Here is a 17331-nt window from a genome sequence, read left to right on the forward strand (position 1 = left end):
GGCGACTGCGCGAGGCGAAACACCGGCGGCAGCGGGCGACACGGCGACTGCGGGAGGGGTGTGCTGAGATGGACGCGATGACTGACGACACGAAGGCCGGGCCGGACGAGCGGCTCAGCTACGAGCAGGCGCGGGCCGAGCTGGCCTCGGTGGTCGAGCGGCTGGAGGCCGGCGGCACGTCCCTGGAGGAGTCGCTGGCGCTCTGGGAGCGCGGCGAGGCGCTGGCGGTGATCTGCCAGCGCTGGCTGGACGGCGCCCGGGCGCGGATCGAGGCCGCCCGCCAGGAACCCGCCTCCTGAGCGCGCCAGGATGCGCCGGTGGGGCGACCGAAGCCGCCCCACCCGCGTACTACGTCAGTTGAACAGGCTGTAGAGCTCGGCCGGCGCCTCGACGACCTGGTCCGCCGGCGGCTTCTGCGCGGCGGTGGCGGCACCGTAGTCCGAGTACGTCATCTTGATCTCCTGGGCGGCGGTCTGACCGGCGGCCGGGAGTTGCAGCACCAGCTCGCTGAGCCGGCCCTGCGGGTCCACCTTCGCGGTGAACGGGACTGTCTTCGCCTGGGTGCCCAGCGCGGCGATCGTGGCGGCGTTGAGCGAGCCGGCCTCGGCAGCCTTGGTGATGTCGATGGTGCCGGCGTACGTGCCGGTGCCGGTGCTGCGTACCTCGGTGATGCCCTGGGTCAGCACCGCGCTGCCGGCCGGGTCGACCTTGTCGAAGTCGAAGCCGAGGTTCTTGTTGCCCTTGATGCGGGCCTGGTCCAGGTGCTGGTACTTGCCGAGGTTGAGCTGCTTGATGGCGGGCAGGCTGTCGGCGGCGGGGCCGGTCAGCTCCAGCTTGACCCAGCTGTCCGGCTTGGCGTGGATCACGTCGAGCTTCATGGCCAGGTCGGACGAGGGGCCGCCGATGGCGACCTTCAACGCCGCGCTCTGGCTCGGCTGGTGCACCTGCCCCTCGGCCGTGGAGCCGGCACCGGAGAGGGTGAACCGGAAGTTGCCGTTGCTGATCTCCTTGGTGGAGTCGAGCAGGGCCTGTTTGGCGTCGCCGGCCACGGGGGTGCCGGACGCGCTTGGCGTGCCGGACGCGCTCACCGTCGGGGTGGCGGTCGATCCGGCGTTGCCTGTCGTTCCGCCGGCGCAGGCAGCCAGGGCGGGCGTGAACAGAGCGGCGGCTACCAGGCCGGCACTGAGTCGTCGAACAGTCATGTGTGTCTCCCAAGGGGGTCACCCGACGACCTGGTCGGCGCCGGAAACCGGGCGACGCGGCAGCACCGTCGGCCGCGCCGCGCGACCCGGGCCGAGCAGCGCGCCCGGGTCACTCCCTCTTTGTTCCCTGCCGACGGGTCGGACAATCACCCTTCTACGGGGTGTATCGATGTCGGCCCGAATCAGCGCAGCGCGCCGGCCAGTTCGCGCAGCTCGTTGTCCCGGGCGTCGCCGACGATGAGCACCGTTCGGGTCGGCTCCAGCAGCACCAGCGCCTGTTGGTTGCCCCTGGCGGTGTAGCGCTGCCAGGTGCGCCCGGCCAGCTCCGTCTGGCCCTGTGGCTGACTCTCGGCGGTCAGTTCGGCGGGAAGCAGCCGTTCCGCCGGCAGGCTGCTCTGCAACAGCTGCACACCACGCCCCTCCGGCGTGAGGTAGCCGAGTCGCAGGTTCGCCCCACCCTCGACGGTCTGGTAGCGGGCGCTCACCGTCCGCCAGTCGGAGCCGAGCCCCTGCGGCTGGCTCACCGGGAAGGCGTTCGCCGCCTGGGCCTGCTCGATCGCCGGGGCGGGGTCGATCTCGGTGGCCTGGTCACCGCCGAGGAAGCCCCTGTAGAACGCCAGCAGCAGCGCGATCGGGATCAGCAGCACCAGCAGTGAGATCGCCATGTCCTTCGGCGACCGCTCGGACTTCGCTGCGGTCGCCCTCGGCGGCGTGGGCCGTCCGCCCGTCACGTCGTCGGCGTCGGATGGACCGCGCGGGGCAGGCGAATCCACCGGAGGTTGCGCCGTCGGCTCCGCGGCGACCAGGGCAGGCTCGCCGCCGGCAGGGGCCGTCGGGCCGGTCGCGCCGGGCACGGCACCGGCAGGGTGGTCGACCGGCGGCTGGCCGTCGGGCGGCGTGCGGTCGGCGGGTACGCGATCAGCTGGCTGTGCGGGTTCCACCCCGTCATCTTCGCAGCCGCCCGACCGGCGGTATCCGGCCCATCACCGCCCCGCGCCGACGCCGGGTCGGCCATCGTGTGAGGATCAGCGACAAAGCCGACGGCGGGGCCGCTCTTCCGTCGGCTGTCCCCGCACCGTCGCGAGGAGGAGCAGCCGTCATGACGAACACCAGGACGCGGATCCCACAGGATCTCGACCGTAACCTTGCCCTCGACCTGGTAAGGGTCACGGAGGCCGCGGCGATGGCCGCTGGCCGTTGGGTCGGCCGGGGCGACAAGGAGGGCGGCGACGGAGCCGCCGTCGACGCCATGCGCAAGCTGATCAACTCCATCCAGATGCGTGGCGTCGTGGTGATCGGCGAGGGCGAGAAGGACAACGCCCCGATGCTCTTCAACGGTGAACAGGTCGGCGACGGCACCGGCCCGGAGGTGGACGTAGCTGTCGACCCGGTCGACGGCACCACCCTCATGAGCAAGGGCATGCCGAACGCGGTGGCGGTGCTCGCCGTGTCCGAGCGGGGCGCGATGTTCGACCCGAGCGCCGTCTTCTACATGGAGAAGCTCGCCGTCGGCCCCGCGTACGCCGATGTGGTGGACATCAACGCCGGGGTGGCCGAGAACCTGCGCCGGATCGCCAAGGTCAAGGGCACCGACGTGTCGGAGGTGACGGTCTGCGTGCTGGACCGTAGCCGCCACGACGACCTGGTCACGCAGATCCGCCGGGCCGGGGCCGGCATCCGGTTCATCTCCGACGGCGACATCGCGGGTTCCATCGCGGCGGCCCGTGGCGAGTCGGACGTCGACGTGCTGATGGGCATCGGCGGCACCCCCGAGGGCATCATTTCGGCCTGCGCGCTGAAGTGCATGGGAGGCGCGATGCAGGCCAAGCTGTGGCCGCGCGACGACGAGGAGCGCGAGAAGGCGCTCGCCGCCGGGCACGACCTGGACCGGGTGCTGGGCACCGACGACCTGGTCACCGGCGACAACTGCTTCTTCGTGGCGACAGGTGTCACCTCCGGCGACCTGCTGCGCGGGGTGCGTTACCGGGCCGGTGGCGCGTACACGCAGTCGATCGTGATGCGGTCGAAGAGCGGCACCATCCGGGTGATCGACTCGTACCACCGGTTGGAGAAGTTGGCGCTCTACTCCGCTGTCGACTTCGACGGTCGCCCCCTCGCCGAACAGGAGTGACAGCCACCGGCACCGCGACATCGCAGACCCTGTCAGCCACCCGCCGGATCACCGGCGTCGCGCTGGCATCGGTCTCCGGGGTCGCGGTGGCGGTGCAGTCCCGGATCAACGGCGAGTTGGGCGTACGCCTGGCCGACGGGTTCGCCGCCGCGGTGGTCTCGTTCGGGTTGGGTCTGCTGGTGCTGCTGGTGCTGGTCCCCGCCACCCCGGCCGGGCGGCGGGGCCTTGTCGCGCTGCGGTCCGCCCTCAGGACCGGTGTGCTGCGGCCGTGGCAGTGCCTCGGCGGCACGTGCGGGGCTTTCCTGGTGGCCACCCAGGGGCTGACCATCGGCAGGTTGGGTGTGGCGGTCTTCACCGTGGCGGTTGTCGCCGGCCAGTCCGGCAGCAGCCTCGCCGTGGACCGGGCGGGGATCGGGCCGATGGGCCGGCAGCCGGTCACCCGGCAGCGGCTGGCAGGGGCGGTGCTCACCGTGCTCGCGGTCGTGCTGGCGGTCGGCGACCGTCTGAGCGACCCGGGCTCGCTGGCATTGGCGCTGCTGCCTCTGCTGGCCGGGGTGGGCGTCGCCTGGCAGCAGGCTGCCAACGGCCGGGTCCGGGCGGCATCCGGCAGCGCGTTGACCGCCACGCTCGTCAATTTCACAGTCGGCACTGTCGCCCTGCTCGTCGCGTTCTCGATCGACCTGGCGGGGCGCGGCTGGCCCGTCGGCCACCTGCCGAGCGAGCCGTGGCTCTACCTGGGCGGCCCGATCGGCGTCGTGTTCATCGCGATCGCCGCCACTGTCGTGCGGTTCACGGGTGTGCTGCTGCTCGGCCTGGCCACCATCGCCGGCCAGGTCGTCAGCGCGGTCCTGCTGGACCTGGTGCTGCCCACCCCGGCGTCGCACCCCGGCGTGACCACCGTGTTGGGGGCGGCGCTGACAATGGCGGCCGTGCTTGTCGCCGCGCTCGCGCCGCCGGCCCGCTCGCGCCGCCGGCCCGCCGCTGACCCGGCCCGCGTGCCGAACGCTCAGCGCGGTGGCAGCCCCGCCGGGTAGGACGGGTCAGGCACCGTCGGCGGGCGCACCGGGTGCCGGCGCTCGTACGCGCGGGGCGCGTCGACAAGACGGGCGTTCCGGACGGCAAGCCACAGGCCCGGTATCGCGGCCAGCAGGGCAAGCGTCACAGCGGACCGGGTACGCGCCGGCGTGCCGTACAGCCAGCCGATCAGCGGCAGCCCTGCGAGCAGCACGGTGAGCAGGAAAGTGCTCAGCGTCCGCCTGGTCCATCGGGGCGTTGCGCCCTGGTAGCGGGGTCGCACGAGCAGGGCTGTCGCGGCCAGGAAGCCCATGGGCACGATGATGAACAGCAGCGCCATGAACGTGTCGGTGTCATCGTCGCGGCCCCAGACCACCGCCAGCAGGGTCCCCGAGAGCAGCACCGACAGGCCGCCGGTGAACCCCCACCAGCCGGGACCTCGACCGCGGCGGATCGCCAGGTGGCCGGCGAGCACGGTGACCATGGAGCCGAGGGTCAGCGCGAGCGCGACGGCGAGCAGCAGGTCCAACTGACGTCGAGCGGGTCCGCCGCTCCCCAACTCGGGGGGAGCGCCCCGCGCACCGAGGTACGCGTCGCCGAGGAAGCCGACACGCCGCCACCCGCCGTCCGACCAGCGGTGTACGAAGCCGTCCCGACCGTTGGCGACGAGCACCTCATGACCGCCGCTGCCCGCGGGGTAGACGATCAGGTCGCGGGAGGCGAAGTGCCTGTCCACGTCGCCCGGGCTCCAGGACCGCCGGGCCAGGTCCTCCCGTTGGGCGTCCGACACCTCCCAGGCCACGTGCCAGGTCGTGCCGCCGTCGTCGCTCTGCTCCACCCGAAGGTGCCCGGCGACCGCCCGGTAGCACCGTCGGGGGTCGGCCGGCACGCACGCCTGCCGCTGGCCGGCGCTCTGGCTGGACAGTCGCCGTTGTTCGTCGAGGTCGGCTTCTCGCCAGGTGGCTCCGAGGTCGTCGCTGACCGACCAACGGCCGTCCGTCGCGCTCGTCGGCCACGGGGTCAGATCCGTGCCGGAGCCGACCGAGACCGCCGGGTGGCCGTCGACAAATGCCGTGCTGATCGCGTACGGGTAGTGGACAGCGCTCGTCGCCGCCACCGCCAGCACCGCCGGCGGCAGCACCACCAGCAGCCGGACCAGCCGGGCGGTCCGTTGGCGCACCGGCCGGCGACGGGACCGCGTCCAGCTCCACCAGGCCAGCCCGAGCGCCGGCACTGCGAGCAGGTCGGTCGGGTCGGCTCGGACAAGCGAGGCTCCGGCAAGCACGGTCCAGACCGACGAGGCCAGCTCGGCGGCGTACCCGCTGGATTTGACGACCGCGAACCCGGCGCCCACCGAGACCAGGCCGACCAGCCCGGCGGACCGGGCCGACATCCGTGGCACCACAAGGGTCAGCAGCACCGCGACCAGCGGTGGTGCGAGAACCAGCCCGGCGACGTCACTCAGCTTGCCGGTCACCAGGCCGGGCAGGGCCGGCTTCAGCACATGGTCGTTGACGACCAGTACGACAAGGGCGAGCAGGGTGGTGGGGTGGCAGAGCCAGGCCAGGGTCCTCGGCGCGCCGTCGTGCGGTGTCTCGGGGCCGCTCATCCCCTCAGGGTCGAGGGGACGCGTCTCGTTGCGGCAACGGAATGGCCCGCGTCCGATATCGACTCGGCCCTGACGGGTCGACGGCGTGGCGGTTCAGTGGCGCAGTCCCGCGACGGTCTCGGTGAGGGCGGCGTCCAGCGGAGTCGCTTCGATGCCAAGGGCTGCGGAGGCGGCGGTCGAGTCCATCAGAAACGGCCGGTCGAACTGGTAGGCGGTCTCGCGCAGTTCCCGGGCCAGCGGGTTGATCAGGCCACCCAGCCACAGCATCGGGTACGGCATCCGGGTCAGTTTCGGCGCTGGTGCGCCGGCCAGCGCCGCCGCCCGGGTGGCCAACTCACGCATCGGCACAGCGGGTGTGCTGGGCACGTGCCAGGCGCGACCCCAGGCCGCCGGGTCGGTGGCGGCTGCGACGAGGGTACGGGCGACGTCCGGAATGTACGTCCAGGTGTGCGGGGCGTCCCAGTCGACGGGCAGGACGACCCGCTGCCCGGCGAGCACCCGGGGCAGCACCATCATCGCCAGCGACGTGCCGTTGACGCCGAGGTAGTCGGAGCCGCGTACCTCGGTGACCCTGACCCGACCGGCCTCGTGGGCGACGAGAGCGTCGGCCCACATCTGGTTGCGGACCCGCCCCTTGATCCCGGCTGCCGCCGCAGGGGTCTGTTCGGTCATCGGGCCGTCGACCGGCCCGTACCCGTAGAGGTTGCCGACCGTGGCGAGCACCGCGCCGGATCGCTCGGCGGCGGTGAGCAGCGCGGCGGCCAACGGCGGCCAGTCGATGGGCCAGCGGTGGTACGCCGGGTTCGCGCAGTTGTAGAGCACCTGCGCGCCGCTGGCCAGTGTGGTGAGCCGGTCGGCGTCGGCAGCGTCGGCAGCGACGCGTTCGATGCCCGGGTGTTCCGGTCCGGCGCCCCGCCGGCTGAGGACCCGGACCTGCTCACCTCGTTCGGCGAGGAGGCGGGCGGTCGCGGTGCCGACCGGACCGGTGCCGACGATCACGTGGAGTGCCATGAGATAGACCTTTCGAAGCGATGATCCGAATAGAGAGCACTGCTCTCGGCTGACCAGGATGACCTACCACAAGCACTCATGTCTAGAGCACTGCTCTCTTTTTGGATTGGCGATCCATCTCATGGCAGACTCCTCCCGTGCCCGCCTCCTCGATCCGCGCCCGGGTCCGCACCGAGATGCTCGACGAGATCAAGGCGGTGGCCCGCCGGCACCTCGCCACCGACGGCGCCAACCTGTCGCTGCGCGCCGTGGCGCGGGACATGGGCATGGTTTCGTCGGCCATCTACCGCTACTTTCCGAGCCGGGACGACCTGCTCACGGCGCTGATCATCGAGGCCTACGACGCCCTCGGCGAGGCGGTGGAGATCGCCGCCGCCGACCGCGACCAGCTCGACCTGCGCGCCCGTTGGCAGGCGGCGTGCCGGGCGGCCCGGGACTGGGCGATCGCCCACCCCTCCGAGTACGCGCTGCTCTACGGCAGCCCGGTCCCCGGATACGCCGCTCCCGACGACACCGTCGGCCCGGCCCAACGTCCGCCGCTGGCCCTGGTCGGCCTGCTCCGTGAAGGGCTGGGGGCCGGACTGCTCAGCCCTCCGCCTGCCGATGAGCTGCCGCCGCTGCTACACGACGACCTGACCGAGCTGGCCGACACGCTCTTTCCCGGGTTGCCCCCGGCCCTGCTGGCCCGGGGCATGGCCGGCTGGACCCAGCTCTTCGGGCTGATCAGCTTCGAGTTGTTCGGCCGGCTCAACCGCACCGTCGCACACCGGGACGCGTACTTCGACCATCAGGTCGGGCTGCTGGCCGACCTGATCGGCCTACCCCCGTCGCGCTGACGCAGGAGACGTCGCGGTTCGCGGCGTCGCTCAGCCGGCGTCGGAGGAGTGCCCAGGGAACAGGTGTGCGCTCGGATCGATGGCCACCGCCGCGTTGTTCACTGCCGTGGCGGCCTCGCCGAAGCCGGTCGCGATGAGCCGGACCTTGCCCGGATATTCGGTGATGTCGCCGGCCGCGAAGACCCGGGGCAGGTTCGTGGCCATGGCGCTGTCGACAAGGATGTGGCGACGGTCCAGGCGCAGCCCCCACTCGGCGAGCGGGCCCAGGTCGGCGGTGAAGCCGAGGGCGGCCACCACGGTGTCCACCGGCAGCGTCTCGGCGGCGCCACCGCGCACTGTCACCTCCGCGCCGGTCACCGCGCCGTCACCGAGCAGCCGGGTGACCTCGGCGTTGACCACCACCCGCACCGGCAGCGACAGCACCCGGGCGACAGTCGAGGCGTGCGCCCGGAACTTCTCCCGCCTGTGCACAAGCGTCACCGAGCGGGCCAGCGGTTGCAGGGCCAGCGCCCAGTCGAATGCGGAGTCCCCGCCGCCGACGATCAGCACGTCCCGGTCGGTCAGCTCGGTCGGGTCGGTGACGAAGTAGACGATCCCGGTGCCGGGCGCGCCGTCGGCGCAGGGCAACGGGCGTGGGCTGAAGCTGCCCAGCCCGCCGGTGATCACGACCGCGCCGCAGGCGAGCTGGTCGCCGCCAGCGAGGCCGAGCACCGGCCGGCCATCGGCGTAGGAGAGCTTCTCGGCCCGGGTGCCGAGCAGGTACTGCGGACCGAACGGGGCCGCCTGGGCGACCAGATTGGACACCAGGTCGCGGCCCTTGATGGAGGGAAACCCGGCCACGTCGAGGATCAGCTTCTCCGGATACATGGCGCTGACCTGGCCGCCCGGCTCCGGCAGCGCGTCGATCACCGCCACCGACAAACCACGGAAACCGGCGTAGTACGCGGCGAAGAGCCCGGACGGGCCGGCCCCGATCACGGCAACATCGACCTCGTGCATGGCGTACCGTCGCTTTCCGCTCACGGATCAACGCGTGCTGATCACGACGGTAAGCGGGTCGCAGCGGTCGGGCAAGCACGTCCCAGAGGCGCGCCGACGGGCAGGTCAGGGCAGGCTGAGCGTGGATCCCGAATAGTCCGGCCCGTCGACGGTGGGACGGCGGCGACGGAACAGGATCGCCGCCACGACGCCGCCGAGCAGCCCGAACAGGTGCCCCTGCCAGGAGATCCGCTCGTCGGTGGGGAGGATGCCGACCAACTGCCACCCGTAGAGCAGACCGACGAGCAGGAAGACGGCGAAGTTCCACCAGCTGCGCTCGACGATGCCCCGCGTGAGCAGGATGCCCAGGTAGCCGAAGATCACCCCGCTGGCGCCGACCACCACCGAGTTGGGCGAGCCGGTGAACCACACGCCGAGCCCACTCACCAGGATGATGATCAGGGTCGACCAGAGGAACCGGCGGGCACCGGCGGCCAGCACGAAGGTGCCGAGCAGGATCAGCGGGATGCTGTTGCTGTAGAGGTGGTCGAAGCCGTGGTGCAGAAACGGCGAGAAGAAGACCCCGTCGAGCCCGTCGATGCGCTGCGGGATGATGCCGGCCGTGGCGTCCAGGCCGAAGTCGAGACCCTGGTCGATGGCCTCGATGAAGAAGAGGAACGGGACCACCGCGCACATCGCGACGAAGGCCCGACCGAGCGCGGCGTAGAACGCCTCGGTGCCGAATCGGAACGGGTCGCCGCTTGACGGGTGCAGGGTCACCCCCCAACTGCTATCAGCAAAAAGGCCCAACCGCCACTCACGTCCCGTCCGAGCAGTCAGGTGTACGACGACGGCGGGGGGGGGGGGGGGCCCCCCCCCCCCCCCCGGGGGATGGGAGAAAGGGGTTTTTTTTTTGTAGGAAATCCACGGCCCCCCGGGCGGGTTTTTTCTTCCCGCCTTTTCTGCCCCACGGTTTCGCCCCCCTCTACAGCAACAGCACCCCTCTGATCCTGCTCGGCACCTTCGTTCTGGCCCCCGGTGCCCGCCGGTTCCTCTGGTCGACCGAGTTGCGGGCCTTGTGGTTCCAGCCGCTCTCCTTGGTCCAGAGCTTCTCCAGGCAGGGGAACTCGGAGATGCCGAAGCCCGCGTCGATCATCATCGCGCAGCCGATCTTGCGGTTGCCGCTGTACTCGGCGCAGGATTCCGGGATCGGCCCGTCGTACGGCTTGGCGGCCTGCGTGGCAGCCTTCTCGGCCGCCTTCCGCTCGGCCTTGCGGGCGGCTGCGGCGGCCTCGGCCTTGCGGGCCCGCTCGGCGGCCTCCTTGGCGGCCTGCTCGGCCCGCAGCTTGGCCTGGTATTCGGCGGCCCGCTGCTTGGCGAACGCGACCTGGTGGGTGGACTGCCGCTCGCGCTGGTAGGCGATGTCGACCCGGTCTACCTCAAGGCCGGCCTGAGCGGTCAGGCCTTGTTGCTGAGTTTCGCGGTCTTCGCCCAGGTAGAAGCCACCGGCAACGCCCACGGAGAGCAGGGCGACAGCAGCCGTACGGGCACCCAACCGGCTCCACAGCCGACTCACGAAGTGGTCCCTTCGTCGGGGGCAAGGACACGGCGCGACGCCGGGCCAGAGAGGCCGTCAGCCGTGCCGCGAGCGCCCCGACCGGTGTGCCGGTCGCGCCGACGCACCGATCGTCACCGACGCTGCCCATCCCTGGGCAACGATCACCAGCGATCCCCGTGGTGCGTGGGCGCTCGTTGGACACCATCGCGCACAGTGAGGCTGATGGGAAACCAACAAGCCGCTTTGTGATCTGCACCACAGCTAAAATGCGGACGAAACCCTACAAAGCACCCATCAAAGCGGGATGTCCTCCAGAAGATCCGTCACCATCGCGGCGATCGGCGAGCGCTCCGAACGGCTGAGCGTGACATGAGCGAAGAGGGGATGGCCCTTCAACGCCTCGATGACGGCGGTCACACCGTCGTGACGGCCGACCCGCAGGTTGTCCCGCTGCGCCACATCGTGGGTGAGCACCACCCGGGAGCCCTGCCCGATCCGGGACAGCACCGTCAGCAGCACCCCGCGCTCAAGCGACTGGGCCTCGTCCACGATCACGAAGGCGTCGTGCAGACTGCGCCCCCGGATGTGGGTCAGCGGCAGCACCTCGAGAATGCCCCGCGAGGTGACCTCCTCCAGCACGTTCTCGTGCACCACCGCACCGAGCGTGTCGAAGACCGCCTGGGCCCACGGCGACATCTTCTCCGACTCCGACCCCGGCAGGTAGCCCAACTCCTGGCCACCCACGGCGTACAGAGGGCGGAACACGATCACCTTCTTGTGCCGGCGGCGCTCCATGACCGCCTCCAGGCCGGCGCAGAGCGCCAACGCCGACTTGCCGGTGCCGGCCCGACCGCCCAGCGAGACGATCCCGATCGACTCGTCGAGCAGCAGGTCGAGAGCGACGCGCTGTTCTGCCGAGCGGCCGTGCAGACCGAACGCCTCCCGGTCGCCCCGCACCAGCCGGACGGACTTGTCCGGCAGCACCCGGCCGAGCGCGGAGCCGCGCGTCGAGTGCAGCACCAGGCCGGTGTGGCAGGGCAGACCGGCGGCCTCGTCGACGTCGAGCGACTCCCCGGCGTACAGCGAGGAGATCTGCTCCTCACTCAGGTCCAGCTCGGACATGCCGGTCCAGGTCGGGTCGCTGGCCTGGCCGTGCCGGTACTCGTCGGCCCGCAGGCCCACCGAGGCGGCCTTGACCCGCAGCGGCATGTCCTTGCTGACGAGCGTGACCTCCCGGCCCTCAGCGGCGAGGTTGAGCGCCACGGAGAGGATGCGGGCGTCGTTGCTCTCGGTACGGAAGCCGGGTGGCAGCACCCCGTCGTCGGTGTGGTTCAGCTCCACCCGCAGCGTGCCGCCGGCGTCGTTGGCGGGCACCGGGGTGTCCAACCGGCCATGCTGGATCCGCAGCTCGTCGAGCATCCGCAGCGACTGCCGGGCGAACCAGCCCAGCTCCGGATGGTGCCGCTTGCCCTCCAACTCGGTGATAACCACAAGCGGCAGCACCACCTCGTGCTCGGCGAACCGGTGGAAAGCCGCGGGGTCGGACAGCAGCACGGACGTGTCCAGAACGAACGCCTGCCCGGCTGGTCGCGGCTCCTCGGGCTCGACCGGCGCGACGGCCGGCGCACGGCGGCTCCGGGTGGCGCGGCGGGTCGTGGCAGTCGCGGCCGGGGTCTGGTCGGCACCGGCGGTGATACGGCGAGTCGTCACAGGCCTGCTCCGACGGATGGGCACCCGCCACCCGCGTTCCGCCTCGTCCGGTGCCCGGGACACGGGGTCGGATGCGGAACCCCGTGTGCGAGGTCGCAGATCCGGGCGGACCGGCTGGCCCGGGAGAACCCCGCGCCATGCCTAGACGCTAGCGGCGGCGGCCCGTCCCGGCTAGTGCCGTGATCGTGGATCTCCGGAGACAGCCCTGTGAACACCGCGCCGACGGGTCGACATCTCGTGCCGGCAGCGGGGCGCGGCGAGGTGCCGGCAGCGGGCGCGGCGAGCCGGCCGGGATGCATGCCCCCTGCGCGCATCCCGGCCGGCGGGGCCACCGTCACCGGTCTGACGTGACCCCGACGGTGCGTGTCCGCCGCGGACGACGCACCGCGTTCGTGGCGCCGGTCGGCGGACCGCTCCCCCCGAGCGGTCCGCCGACCGGCTCAACCGGTGCGTCGAACGAGTGTGCCGGTCGGGTGCCGCCCGGTGATCGGGGCGGCCGGCGCGGTGAACGACGAGCCGGTGTAGGTGGTGCCAGGGCGGGCCACGGTGCCTGCGGAGCGGACGGAGCCCCCCGAGGAGACCGACAGAGCGGAGGCGATCGCCGCCTGGGCGTCACGCCGGCGCCGGTTCCAGGCACCCCTGTCGCCGTCGAAGTAGCCCTGCCGGTAACCGAAGCGGTAGCCGATGCGATAGCTCAGCTGCCCGTGCAGCCGGCCGGCCGCATAGCTGGTGGCGGCGAGCACCAGGACGAGGAAGACCGCGAGGAAGGGGCTCATCGGGCGGCCCCGACGCTGCCCGTACGCCGTTTCATCGTTCCTCCGGCTCGACAGCGGTCGGGTCCACGACGAGGAGCCGGTCCAGGTCGTCGGTGCTGACCTCCTCGACCAGCTCGACGCTGATCCGGCAGCCGTCCAGCACGACCTCGGCCACTGAGGAACGGCGGATCTCCCCGCCGGCGTCGTAGACCCGGACGCTCAGCTCCGGGCAGCCGAGGTGGGTACGCCAGGCGTTCCACTCGGTACGGTCGCTGACGCTCAACGACAGGTATCGGCAGCCTCGGGCGAGGTAGAGGCGCCACGGGGCGCTCAGCCCTGCGGCCACCCCGTCGGCGATCAGCCCGAAGGCCTGGGCTCGGGTGGCGAGCTCGGTCACCACACCCCCCTGGCGCCGGGGGCGTGACGCATGCGAGCACCAATCGTCTCATGCACGTGACACACCGTAGATTGTCCCATGGACGTGACAGTATCAGCTTTTCGTCTGTTTACCTTCGCCACTACGGGCATCTATTCTGCCCGGGTGACACCCCTCAAGAGTGGCCCTGGATCGTTTACGGGAGATCCGAGGATCCCGTCACGTCCGCGTGACAACAGCGTGCCTGGCCGCACGCCGGTTCCCGCTTGGCCGTACCGTCACGGGGTGACCGAGACGGCCAATGCGCGAAAGATCGCCTTCGCCACCTTCGTCCGGCGTGCCCTCGACGAGGCGCGAGCCACCCGGGCCTGGAGCGGCACCGAGGTGTCCCGACGTACCGGCGTCTCCCGGCAGACCGTCAACAGGTGGGTCCGTGGCGACTGGGCCAGCGACCCCGAGGCCGAACGGGTCGTGGCCTTCTGCGAGGGCCTCGGGTTGAACCCCGCAGCCGCCTTCGCCGCGCTCGGTTGGGACCGCACCGCGACCGGTCCGCGGGCCAGCCAGCCCGCCCCTCCGATGGACCCGGACGTGGAGGCTCTTCTGCGCCGCCTGGTCGACCCCGACGTGTCGGACGCGGAGAAGTTCCACATCCGCGAAACCATCAGGTACCTCGCGTATCGCCCAACGCTGCCGGTGGATGTCCGAAAAAGAGGGAATCAGGCAGGCTAGTTCCTCAGATGGCGAAAGAACGCCTGGTCAGGTTCATTCGTTTCGCTCCGGGGCCGGAACGGGCACGCTAGCGTCCCTAGTCGTACTGCTTGGGCTCGTCGTCGGCGGGGGGACGGGACAAGGCCGAACCCAGCCCTGCGGGACAGAAGGAGGGGTCTGTCCATGACCCTGAAGTGGTTGGCAGTCGTGGTCGCCACGGTGTCGATGACACTGTGGGCGACCGGCAACGTGGTGACCTTCGTGGTCAACGGCGGTCAGCTTCCGCTGCTCGTCAACCTCCTCGCGCTCATCAGCGCCGGCACGGCGGTCATCCTCGCCGTCATCGCGGAGCTGCACGAGCGCCTCAACAACCGGCTCAGCGCCCTCACCGAGTTCCTGGTGGCGCGGCTCAACGAGATCGAGACCCGCACCGGAGATCGCAACACCGGGTTCGTGGAGGGCTACCTGTTGAGCCACGGCCAGGAGGCGACGGTGGTGCCGTTCGGCCGGCGCGGACGAGGAGCCGCCGAACGCTGACGGCGCCCAGCTGGGCCGGGTGCGCTCGGCCAGGAATAGGCCCACATCGCCGGGGTACGCTGACGCGCGTGCCGCCGTTGAATCTGGGCAACCAGCAGCCGAAGACCCCGTTGAACGCCGACCAGGCCTGGCAGGTCACCGCAGGCCGGGCCGCCGGAACGGTGCTCTTCTTCGACTTCGACGGGACGCTCGCGCCCGTCGACGATGACCCGACCGCGGTGCGGCCCGCCCCCAAGGCGTTGGCCGCCATCGAGGCGTTGGCCCCTGTGGTCCGGCGGATCGCCATCGTCTCAGCGCGACCCGTCGACTTCCTCCGCGAGCGCCTCGGCGAGCTCAGCGGCGTCGACCTCTACGGCCTCTACGGCCTGGAGCACAGCCACTCCGGCGGCGAGACGGTCACCGAGCCGGCCGCCCTGCCGTGGGTGCCGACGATGGAGGAGCTGGCCGACCTGGCCCGAGCGGAGCTGCCCCCCGGCACGCTCGTCGAATACAAGCGGCTCTCCGTTGCGCTGCACTGGCGTACCGCGCCGCAGCTCGGCGCGACAGTCCAGGAGTGGGGGCAGGCGCAGGCCGACCGGCTGGGGCTGCGGGTGCAGGCCGGGCGGATGGTGCTGGAACTCAAGCCCCCCGTCGACCGGGACAAGGGCATGGTGATCGGCGAGGTCGTCCAGGAAGCCACCGGCGCCTGGTACTTCGGCGACGACGTCTCCGACATCAAGGCGTTCGCGGCGCTGCGAGCCCGCAGCGAGGCTGACCCGGACTTCTTCGGCGTGTGCGTGGCCGTCGCCAACTCCGAAACCGGTCAGGAGGTGGCGAACGCCGCCGACCTGACCATCGAGTCTCCGGCCGCGCTCGGCGACTTCCTCACCCGGGCGCTCAATCACCTACCCTGAGCCGGCGCGGGCGCCCGCTCAGACGCCGTAGCGACGCTGACGGTTGGCGTACGAGCGCAGCGCCCGCAGAAAGTCGATGTGCCGGAAATCCGGCCAGTTGAGTTCGCAGAAGTAGAACTCCGAGTGCGCTGACTGCCAGAGCATGAAACCGGACAGCCGCTGCTCGCCGCTGGTGCGGATGACCAGGTCGGGGTCGGGCTGGCCGCGGGTGTAGAGGTGCTCGGAGATGTGCTCGACGTCCAGCACCTCGGCCAGCTCTTCGAGGGTGCCACCGGCCGCGGCGTGCTCCAGCAGCAGCGAGCGGACCGCGTCGGTGATCTCCCGTCGGCCGCCGTAACCCACAGCGATGTTGACCACGGCGCCGTCAGTGCGATCCGCGGTGCGTTCCTCCGCGCCCTTGAGCGCCACAGCCGTCTGGGCGGGCAGCAGGTCCAGAGCGCCGACGATGCGTAGCCGCCACGGATTGCCCTCCTCCGCCAGCTCCACCACCAGGTCTTCGATGATCTGAAGCAGCGGGTCCAGCTCGCTCGCCGGACGACGGAGGTTGTCGGTGGCCAGCAGATAGAGGGTGACGTGCCCGATACCGGCCTGGTCACACCAGCCCAGAACGTGTTTGATCTTCGCGGCGCCGACGCGGTGCCCGTCGTTCGGGTCGACGAAACCCATCTCCCGCGCCCAGCGGCGGTTGCCGTCGCACATCACCCCGACGTGCCGTGGCACCGGTTTGCCCGCGAGCTTCGCCGTGAGCCGGCGCTCGTAGACGGAGTAGATAAGGTTCCGCAGCGTCATCACCTAGCAGCGTAGCGACCCGCCGGTCAGCTCACCGCCTCGGAGGCCGATCCCTGGCCGGCAATTCCATGCCGATCATGCCCAGCGTACGGGCAGTGAGCCGACCGTCGCCGAGTCCCAACTCCACCACATCGTCGAACACCTGGTCGTCCCGGCGGGCCGCCCGGACCGCCGCGTCGACCACCCGTCGACGCCGGGCCAGCCAGGCCGCCACCGAACTGTGCCGCAGGTGGGTGCCGAGACGGCGGCGAAACCCGTGGGCATAGCGGCGGGCGGCGTTCTCGGGCTCGCCTGCCGCGGCGGCACCGGCCAACGCCCCGGAGAGCAGTGCGTAGAAGATGCCCTCGCCGGTGAACGGGTTGATCAACGACAGCGCGTCCCCGGCCAGCAGAGTCCGTCCCCGACCCGGCGCCGGCCGATGCGTGGACAGCGGCAGGTGGTGGGCCCGCAACGCGGTCACCGTCGACAGGTCGGTACCGGGCAGCAGCGCGACGAGCCGATCCAGCAGGTAGCCGCGGCTCAGCGGTTCGCCGCGCAGCACCTCCCCGTACCCGACGTTCGCCCGCCCGTCGCCGATCGGAAACGACCAGGCGTACGCCGGCCAGCGCGCCTTCGAGGTCACGATGAGCTGCTCGGGCGGGCCGGGCAGCGCCGGAGCGTACCCCCGGATGGCCAGTGCCAGATGCCGGTCCGGGTTGACCGGATGGCCGAGCGCCCGGCGCACCACCGACCCGGCGCCGTCCGCGCCCACCACCACCCGGCCGGACAACTCCCCGTCGAGCACCACCCGGTCGGCACGCGCCTCGACCCGGCGGACGGTGTGCCGACGCAGCTGCGCGCCGGCGGCCACCGCCGCGGCGACCAGCCGCGCGTCGAAAACCTGCCGGGGCACGGTGTACGCCGGCCGGGGCAGTGCCCGGGCCACCGACCCGCCGCCGGGGGCGACCATGCGCAGTGCGGGCAGCGGGGCGTAGCCGGCCACGGCTTCGGTGACGCCCAGCTCGGCAAGCACGTCGACGGAGTGCGCGGCGATCCCGTCACCGCACGCCTTGTCGCGGGGAAAGTCGGCCCGGTCCAGCAGCAGCACGCTGGCACCGGCCCGGCGGGCCGTCAGCGCGGCGGCTGCCCCGGCCGGCCCCGCCCCCACCACCACCACATCAAATTCGTCACCCACGGCGCCTCCTCCCGCTCAAACGGCACTGTCACCCTGGCCCCGCCCCGCCC

Annotated in this window: 18 protein-coding genes and 2 pseudogenes; 8 read left to right on the forward strand and 12 right to left on the reverse strand. The window is 71.5% G+C overall.

Annotated features, from left to right (window positions below):
• Window positions 1-77 precede the first annotated feature (77 nt).
• The gene (locus tag ADK66_RS13735; protein WP_053655421.1) at window positions 78-299 is read left to right on the forward strand and encodes an exodeoxyribonuclease VII small subunit; all 222 of its coding nucleotides are present in this window, start codon (window positions 78-80) and stop codon (window positions 297-299) included.
• 54 nt (window positions 300-353) lie between these two features.
• Here ADK66_RS13735 and ADK66_RS13740 read toward each other — a convergent pair whose 3' ends face one another.
• Together ADK66_RS13740 and ADK66_RS13745 are read right to left on the reverse strand one after the other, a co-directional pair.
• Window positions 354-1202 (reverse strand): hypothetical protein, encoded by an 849-nt coding sequence (locus ADK66_RS13740; RefSeq protein WP_053655376.1) that lies wholly within the window; start codon window positions 1200-1202, stop codon window positions 354-356.
• A gap of 182 nt (window positions 1203-1384) precedes the next feature.
• A complete protein-coding gene (locus tag ADK66_RS13745; protein WP_053655378.1) occupies window positions 1385-2143 on the reverse strand; it encodes a DUF4245 domain-containing protein in 759 nt (252 codons plus the stop codon).
• A gap of 158 nt (window positions 2144-2301) precedes the next feature.
• On the opposite strand from ADK66_RS13745, the gene glpX reads away from it, so the two are divergent.
• Together glpX and ADK66_RS13755 are read left to right on the forward strand one after the other, a co-directional pair.
• On the forward strand, window positions 2302-3333 hold the full coding sequence (gene glpX / locus ADK66_RS13750) for a class II fructose-bisphosphatase (protein ID WP_053655380.1): 1032 nt from the start codon (window positions 2302-2304) through the stop codon (window positions 3331-3333).
• The gene (locus ADK66_RS13755) at window positions 3330-4367 is read left to right on the forward strand and encodes a DMT family transporter (protein WP_053655382.1); all 1038 of its coding nucleotides are present in this window, start codon (window positions 3330-3332) and stop codon (window positions 4365-4367) included. The genes glpX and ADK66_RS13755 overlap by 4 nt, the downstream gene beginning before the upstream one ends.
• On the opposite strand, the gene ADK66_RS13760 is transcribed toward ADK66_RS13755, so the two are convergent.
• Window positions 4340-5956, reverse strand: coding sequence for a hypothetical protein (locus tag ADK66_RS13760; protein ID WP_053655384.1), 1617 nt, complete (start codon window positions 5954-5956; stop codon window positions 4340-4342). The two genes, ADK66_RS13755 and ADK66_RS13760, sit on opposite strands and share 28 nt — an antisense overlap.
• A gap of 93 nt (window positions 5957-6049) precedes the next feature.
• Window positions 6050-6967: an NAD-dependent epimerase/dehydratase family protein gene (locus tag ADK66_RS13765; RefSeq protein ID WP_053655386.1), complete on the reverse strand. Its 918-nt coding sequence runs from the start codon at window positions 6965-6967 to the stop codon at window positions 6050-6052.
• A 137-nt stretch (window positions 6968-7104) separates the two neighbouring features.
• Between ADK66_RS13765 and ADK66_RS13770 the strand changes: the two genes are divergently transcribed.
• Window positions 7105-7803, forward strand: a complete 699-nt coding sequence (locus ADK66_RS13770) for a TetR/AcrR family transcriptional regulator (RefSeq protein ID WP_053655388.1) — start codon at window positions 7105-7107, stop codon at window positions 7801-7803.
• Window positions 7804-7833: 30 nt separating this feature from the next.
• Here ADK66_RS13770 and ADK66_RS13775 read toward each other — a convergent pair whose 3' ends face one another.
• Together ADK66_RS13775 and ADK66_RS13780 are read right to left on the reverse strand one after the other, a co-directional pair.
• Window positions 7834-8802 (reverse strand): NAD(P)/FAD-dependent oxidoreductase, encoded by a 969-nt coding sequence (locus tag ADK66_RS13775; RefSeq protein ID WP_053655389.1) that lies wholly within the window; start codon window positions 8800-8802, stop codon window positions 7834-7836.
• Between the two features lie 105 nt (window positions 8803-8907).
• On the reverse strand, window positions 8908-9561 hold the full coding sequence (locus ADK66_RS13780; RefSeq protein ID WP_053655391.1) for a rhomboid family intramembrane serine protease: 654 nt from the start codon (window positions 9559-9561) through the stop codon (window positions 8908-8910).
• Window positions 9562-9722: 161 nt separating this feature from the next.
• On the opposite strand from ADK66_RS13780, the pseudogene ADK66_RS32705 reads away from it, so the two are divergent.
• Window positions 9723-9845 (forward strand): annotated as a pseudogene (locus ADK66_RS32705) (rhomboid family intramembrane serine protease); the annotation flags it as partial.
• A 2-nt stretch (window positions 9846-9847) separates the two neighbouring features.
• On the opposite strand, the pseudogene ADK66_RS13785 reads toward ADK66_RS32705, so the two are convergent.
• The 4 genes and pseudogenes from ADK66_RS13785 to ADK66_RS13800 form a co-directional block, all read right to left on the reverse strand.
• Window positions 9848-10357 (reverse strand): annotated as a pseudogene (locus ADK66_RS13785) (lytic transglycosylase domain-containing protein); the annotation flags it as partial.
• Window positions 10358-10633: 276 nt separating this feature from the next.
• Window positions 10634-12049, reverse strand: coding sequence for a PhoH family protein (locus ADK66_RS13790; protein WP_053655394.1), 1416 nt, complete (start codon window positions 12047-12049; stop codon window positions 10634-10636).
• 440 nt (window positions 12050-12489) lie between these two features.
• Window positions 12490-12825: a hypothetical protein gene (locus tag ADK66_RS13795; RefSeq protein ID WP_053655396.1), complete on the reverse strand. Its 336-nt coding sequence runs from the start codon at window positions 12823-12825 to the stop codon at window positions 12490-12492.
• A 31-nt stretch (window positions 12826-12856) separates the two neighbouring features.
• A complete protein-coding gene (locus tag ADK66_RS13800; RefSeq protein WP_053655423.1) occupies window positions 12857-13201 on the reverse strand; it encodes a hypothetical protein in 345 nt (114 codons plus the stop codon).
• Between the two features lie 264 nt (window positions 13202-13465).
• Here ADK66_RS13800 and ADK66_RS13805 point away from each other — a divergent pair, with 264 nt between their 5' ends.
• The 3 genes from ADK66_RS13805 to otsB all read left to right on the forward strand — a co-directional run bounded on the left by ADK66_RS13805 (window position 13466) and on the right by otsB (window position 15318).
• The gene (locus ADK66_RS13805) at window positions 13466-13909 is read left to right on the forward strand and encodes an XRE family transcriptional regulator (RefSeq protein WP_053655398.1); all 444 of its coding nucleotides are present in this window, start codon (window positions 13466-13468) and stop codon (window positions 13907-13909) included.
• Window positions 13910-14071: 162 nt separating this feature from the next.
• Complete coding sequence (locus ADK66_RS13810) at window positions 14072-14425, forward strand: hypothetical protein (protein WP_053655400.1); 354 nt, start codon at window positions 14072-14074, stop codon at window positions 14423-14425.
• A 68-nt stretch (window positions 14426-14493) separates the two neighbouring features.
• Window positions 14494-15318 (forward strand): trehalose-phosphatase, encoded by an 825-nt coding sequence (gene otsB / locus ADK66_RS13815; RefSeq protein ID WP_053655402.1) that lies wholly within the window; start codon window positions 14494-14496, stop codon window positions 15316-15318.
• Window positions 15319-15336: 18 nt separating this feature from the next.
• Here the strand turns inward: otsB and ADK66_RS13820 are convergent, their stop codons facing one another.
• Entirely contained in the window at window positions 15337-16107 is a 771-nt protein-coding gene (locus ADK66_RS13820) for an isoprenyl transferase (protein WP_053655404.1), read from the reverse strand.
• Between the two features lie 31 nt (window positions 16108-16138).
• On the reverse strand, window positions 16139-17281 hold the full coding sequence (locus tag ADK66_RS13825; RefSeq protein ID WP_053655407.1) for an NAD(P)/FAD-dependent oxidoreductase: 1143 nt from the start codon (window positions 17279-17281) through the stop codon (window positions 16139-16141).
• Window positions 17282-17331: the final 50 nt, after the last annotated feature.

It is taken from the genome of Micromonospora sp. NRRL B-16802 (assembly GCF_001279555.1).
GTDB classification, from domain to species: Bacteria; Actinomycetota; Actinomycetes; order Mycobacteriales; family Micromonosporaceae; genus Micromonospora; species Micromonospora profundi.

Excerpts from the sequence above, each read along its gene's own strand:
- ADK66_RS13735 (WP_053655421.1), top strand. The coding sequence starts at position 78 with ATGACTGACGACACGAAGGCCGGGCCGGACGAGCGGCTCAGCTACGAG.
- ADK66_RS13740 (WP_053655376.1), bottom strand. The coding sequence starts at position 1,202 with ATGACTGTTCGACGACTCAGTGCCGGCCTGGTAGCCGCCGCTCTGTTC.
- glpX (WP_053655380.1), top strand. The coding sequence starts at position 2,302 with ATGACGAACACCAGGACGCGGATCCCACAGGATCTCGACCGTAACCTT.
- ADK66_RS13760 (WP_053655384.1), bottom strand. The coding sequence starts at position 5,956 with ATGAGCGGCCCCGAGACACCGCACGACGGCGCGCCGAGGACCCTGGCC.
- ADK66_RS13765 (WP_053655386.1), bottom strand. The coding sequence starts at position 6,967 with ATGGCACTCCACGTGATCGTCGGCACCGGTCCGGTCGGCACCGCGACC.
- ADK66_RS13775 (WP_053655389.1), bottom strand. The coding sequence starts at position 8,802 with ATGCACGAGGTCGATGTTGCCGTGATCGGGGCCGGCCCGTCCGGGCTC.
- ADK66_RS13795 (WP_053655396.1), bottom strand. The coding sequence starts at position 12,825 with ATGAGCCCCTTCCTCGCGGTCTTCCTCGTCCTGGTGCTCGCCGCCACC.
- ADK66_RS13810 (WP_053655400.1), top strand. The coding sequence starts at position 14,072 with ATGACCCTGAAGTGGTTGGCAGTCGTGGTCGCCACGGTGTCGATGACA.
- ADK66_RS13820 (WP_053655404.1), bottom strand. The coding sequence starts at position 16,107 with ATGACGCTGCGGAACCTTATCTACTCCGTCTACGAGCGCCGGCTCACG.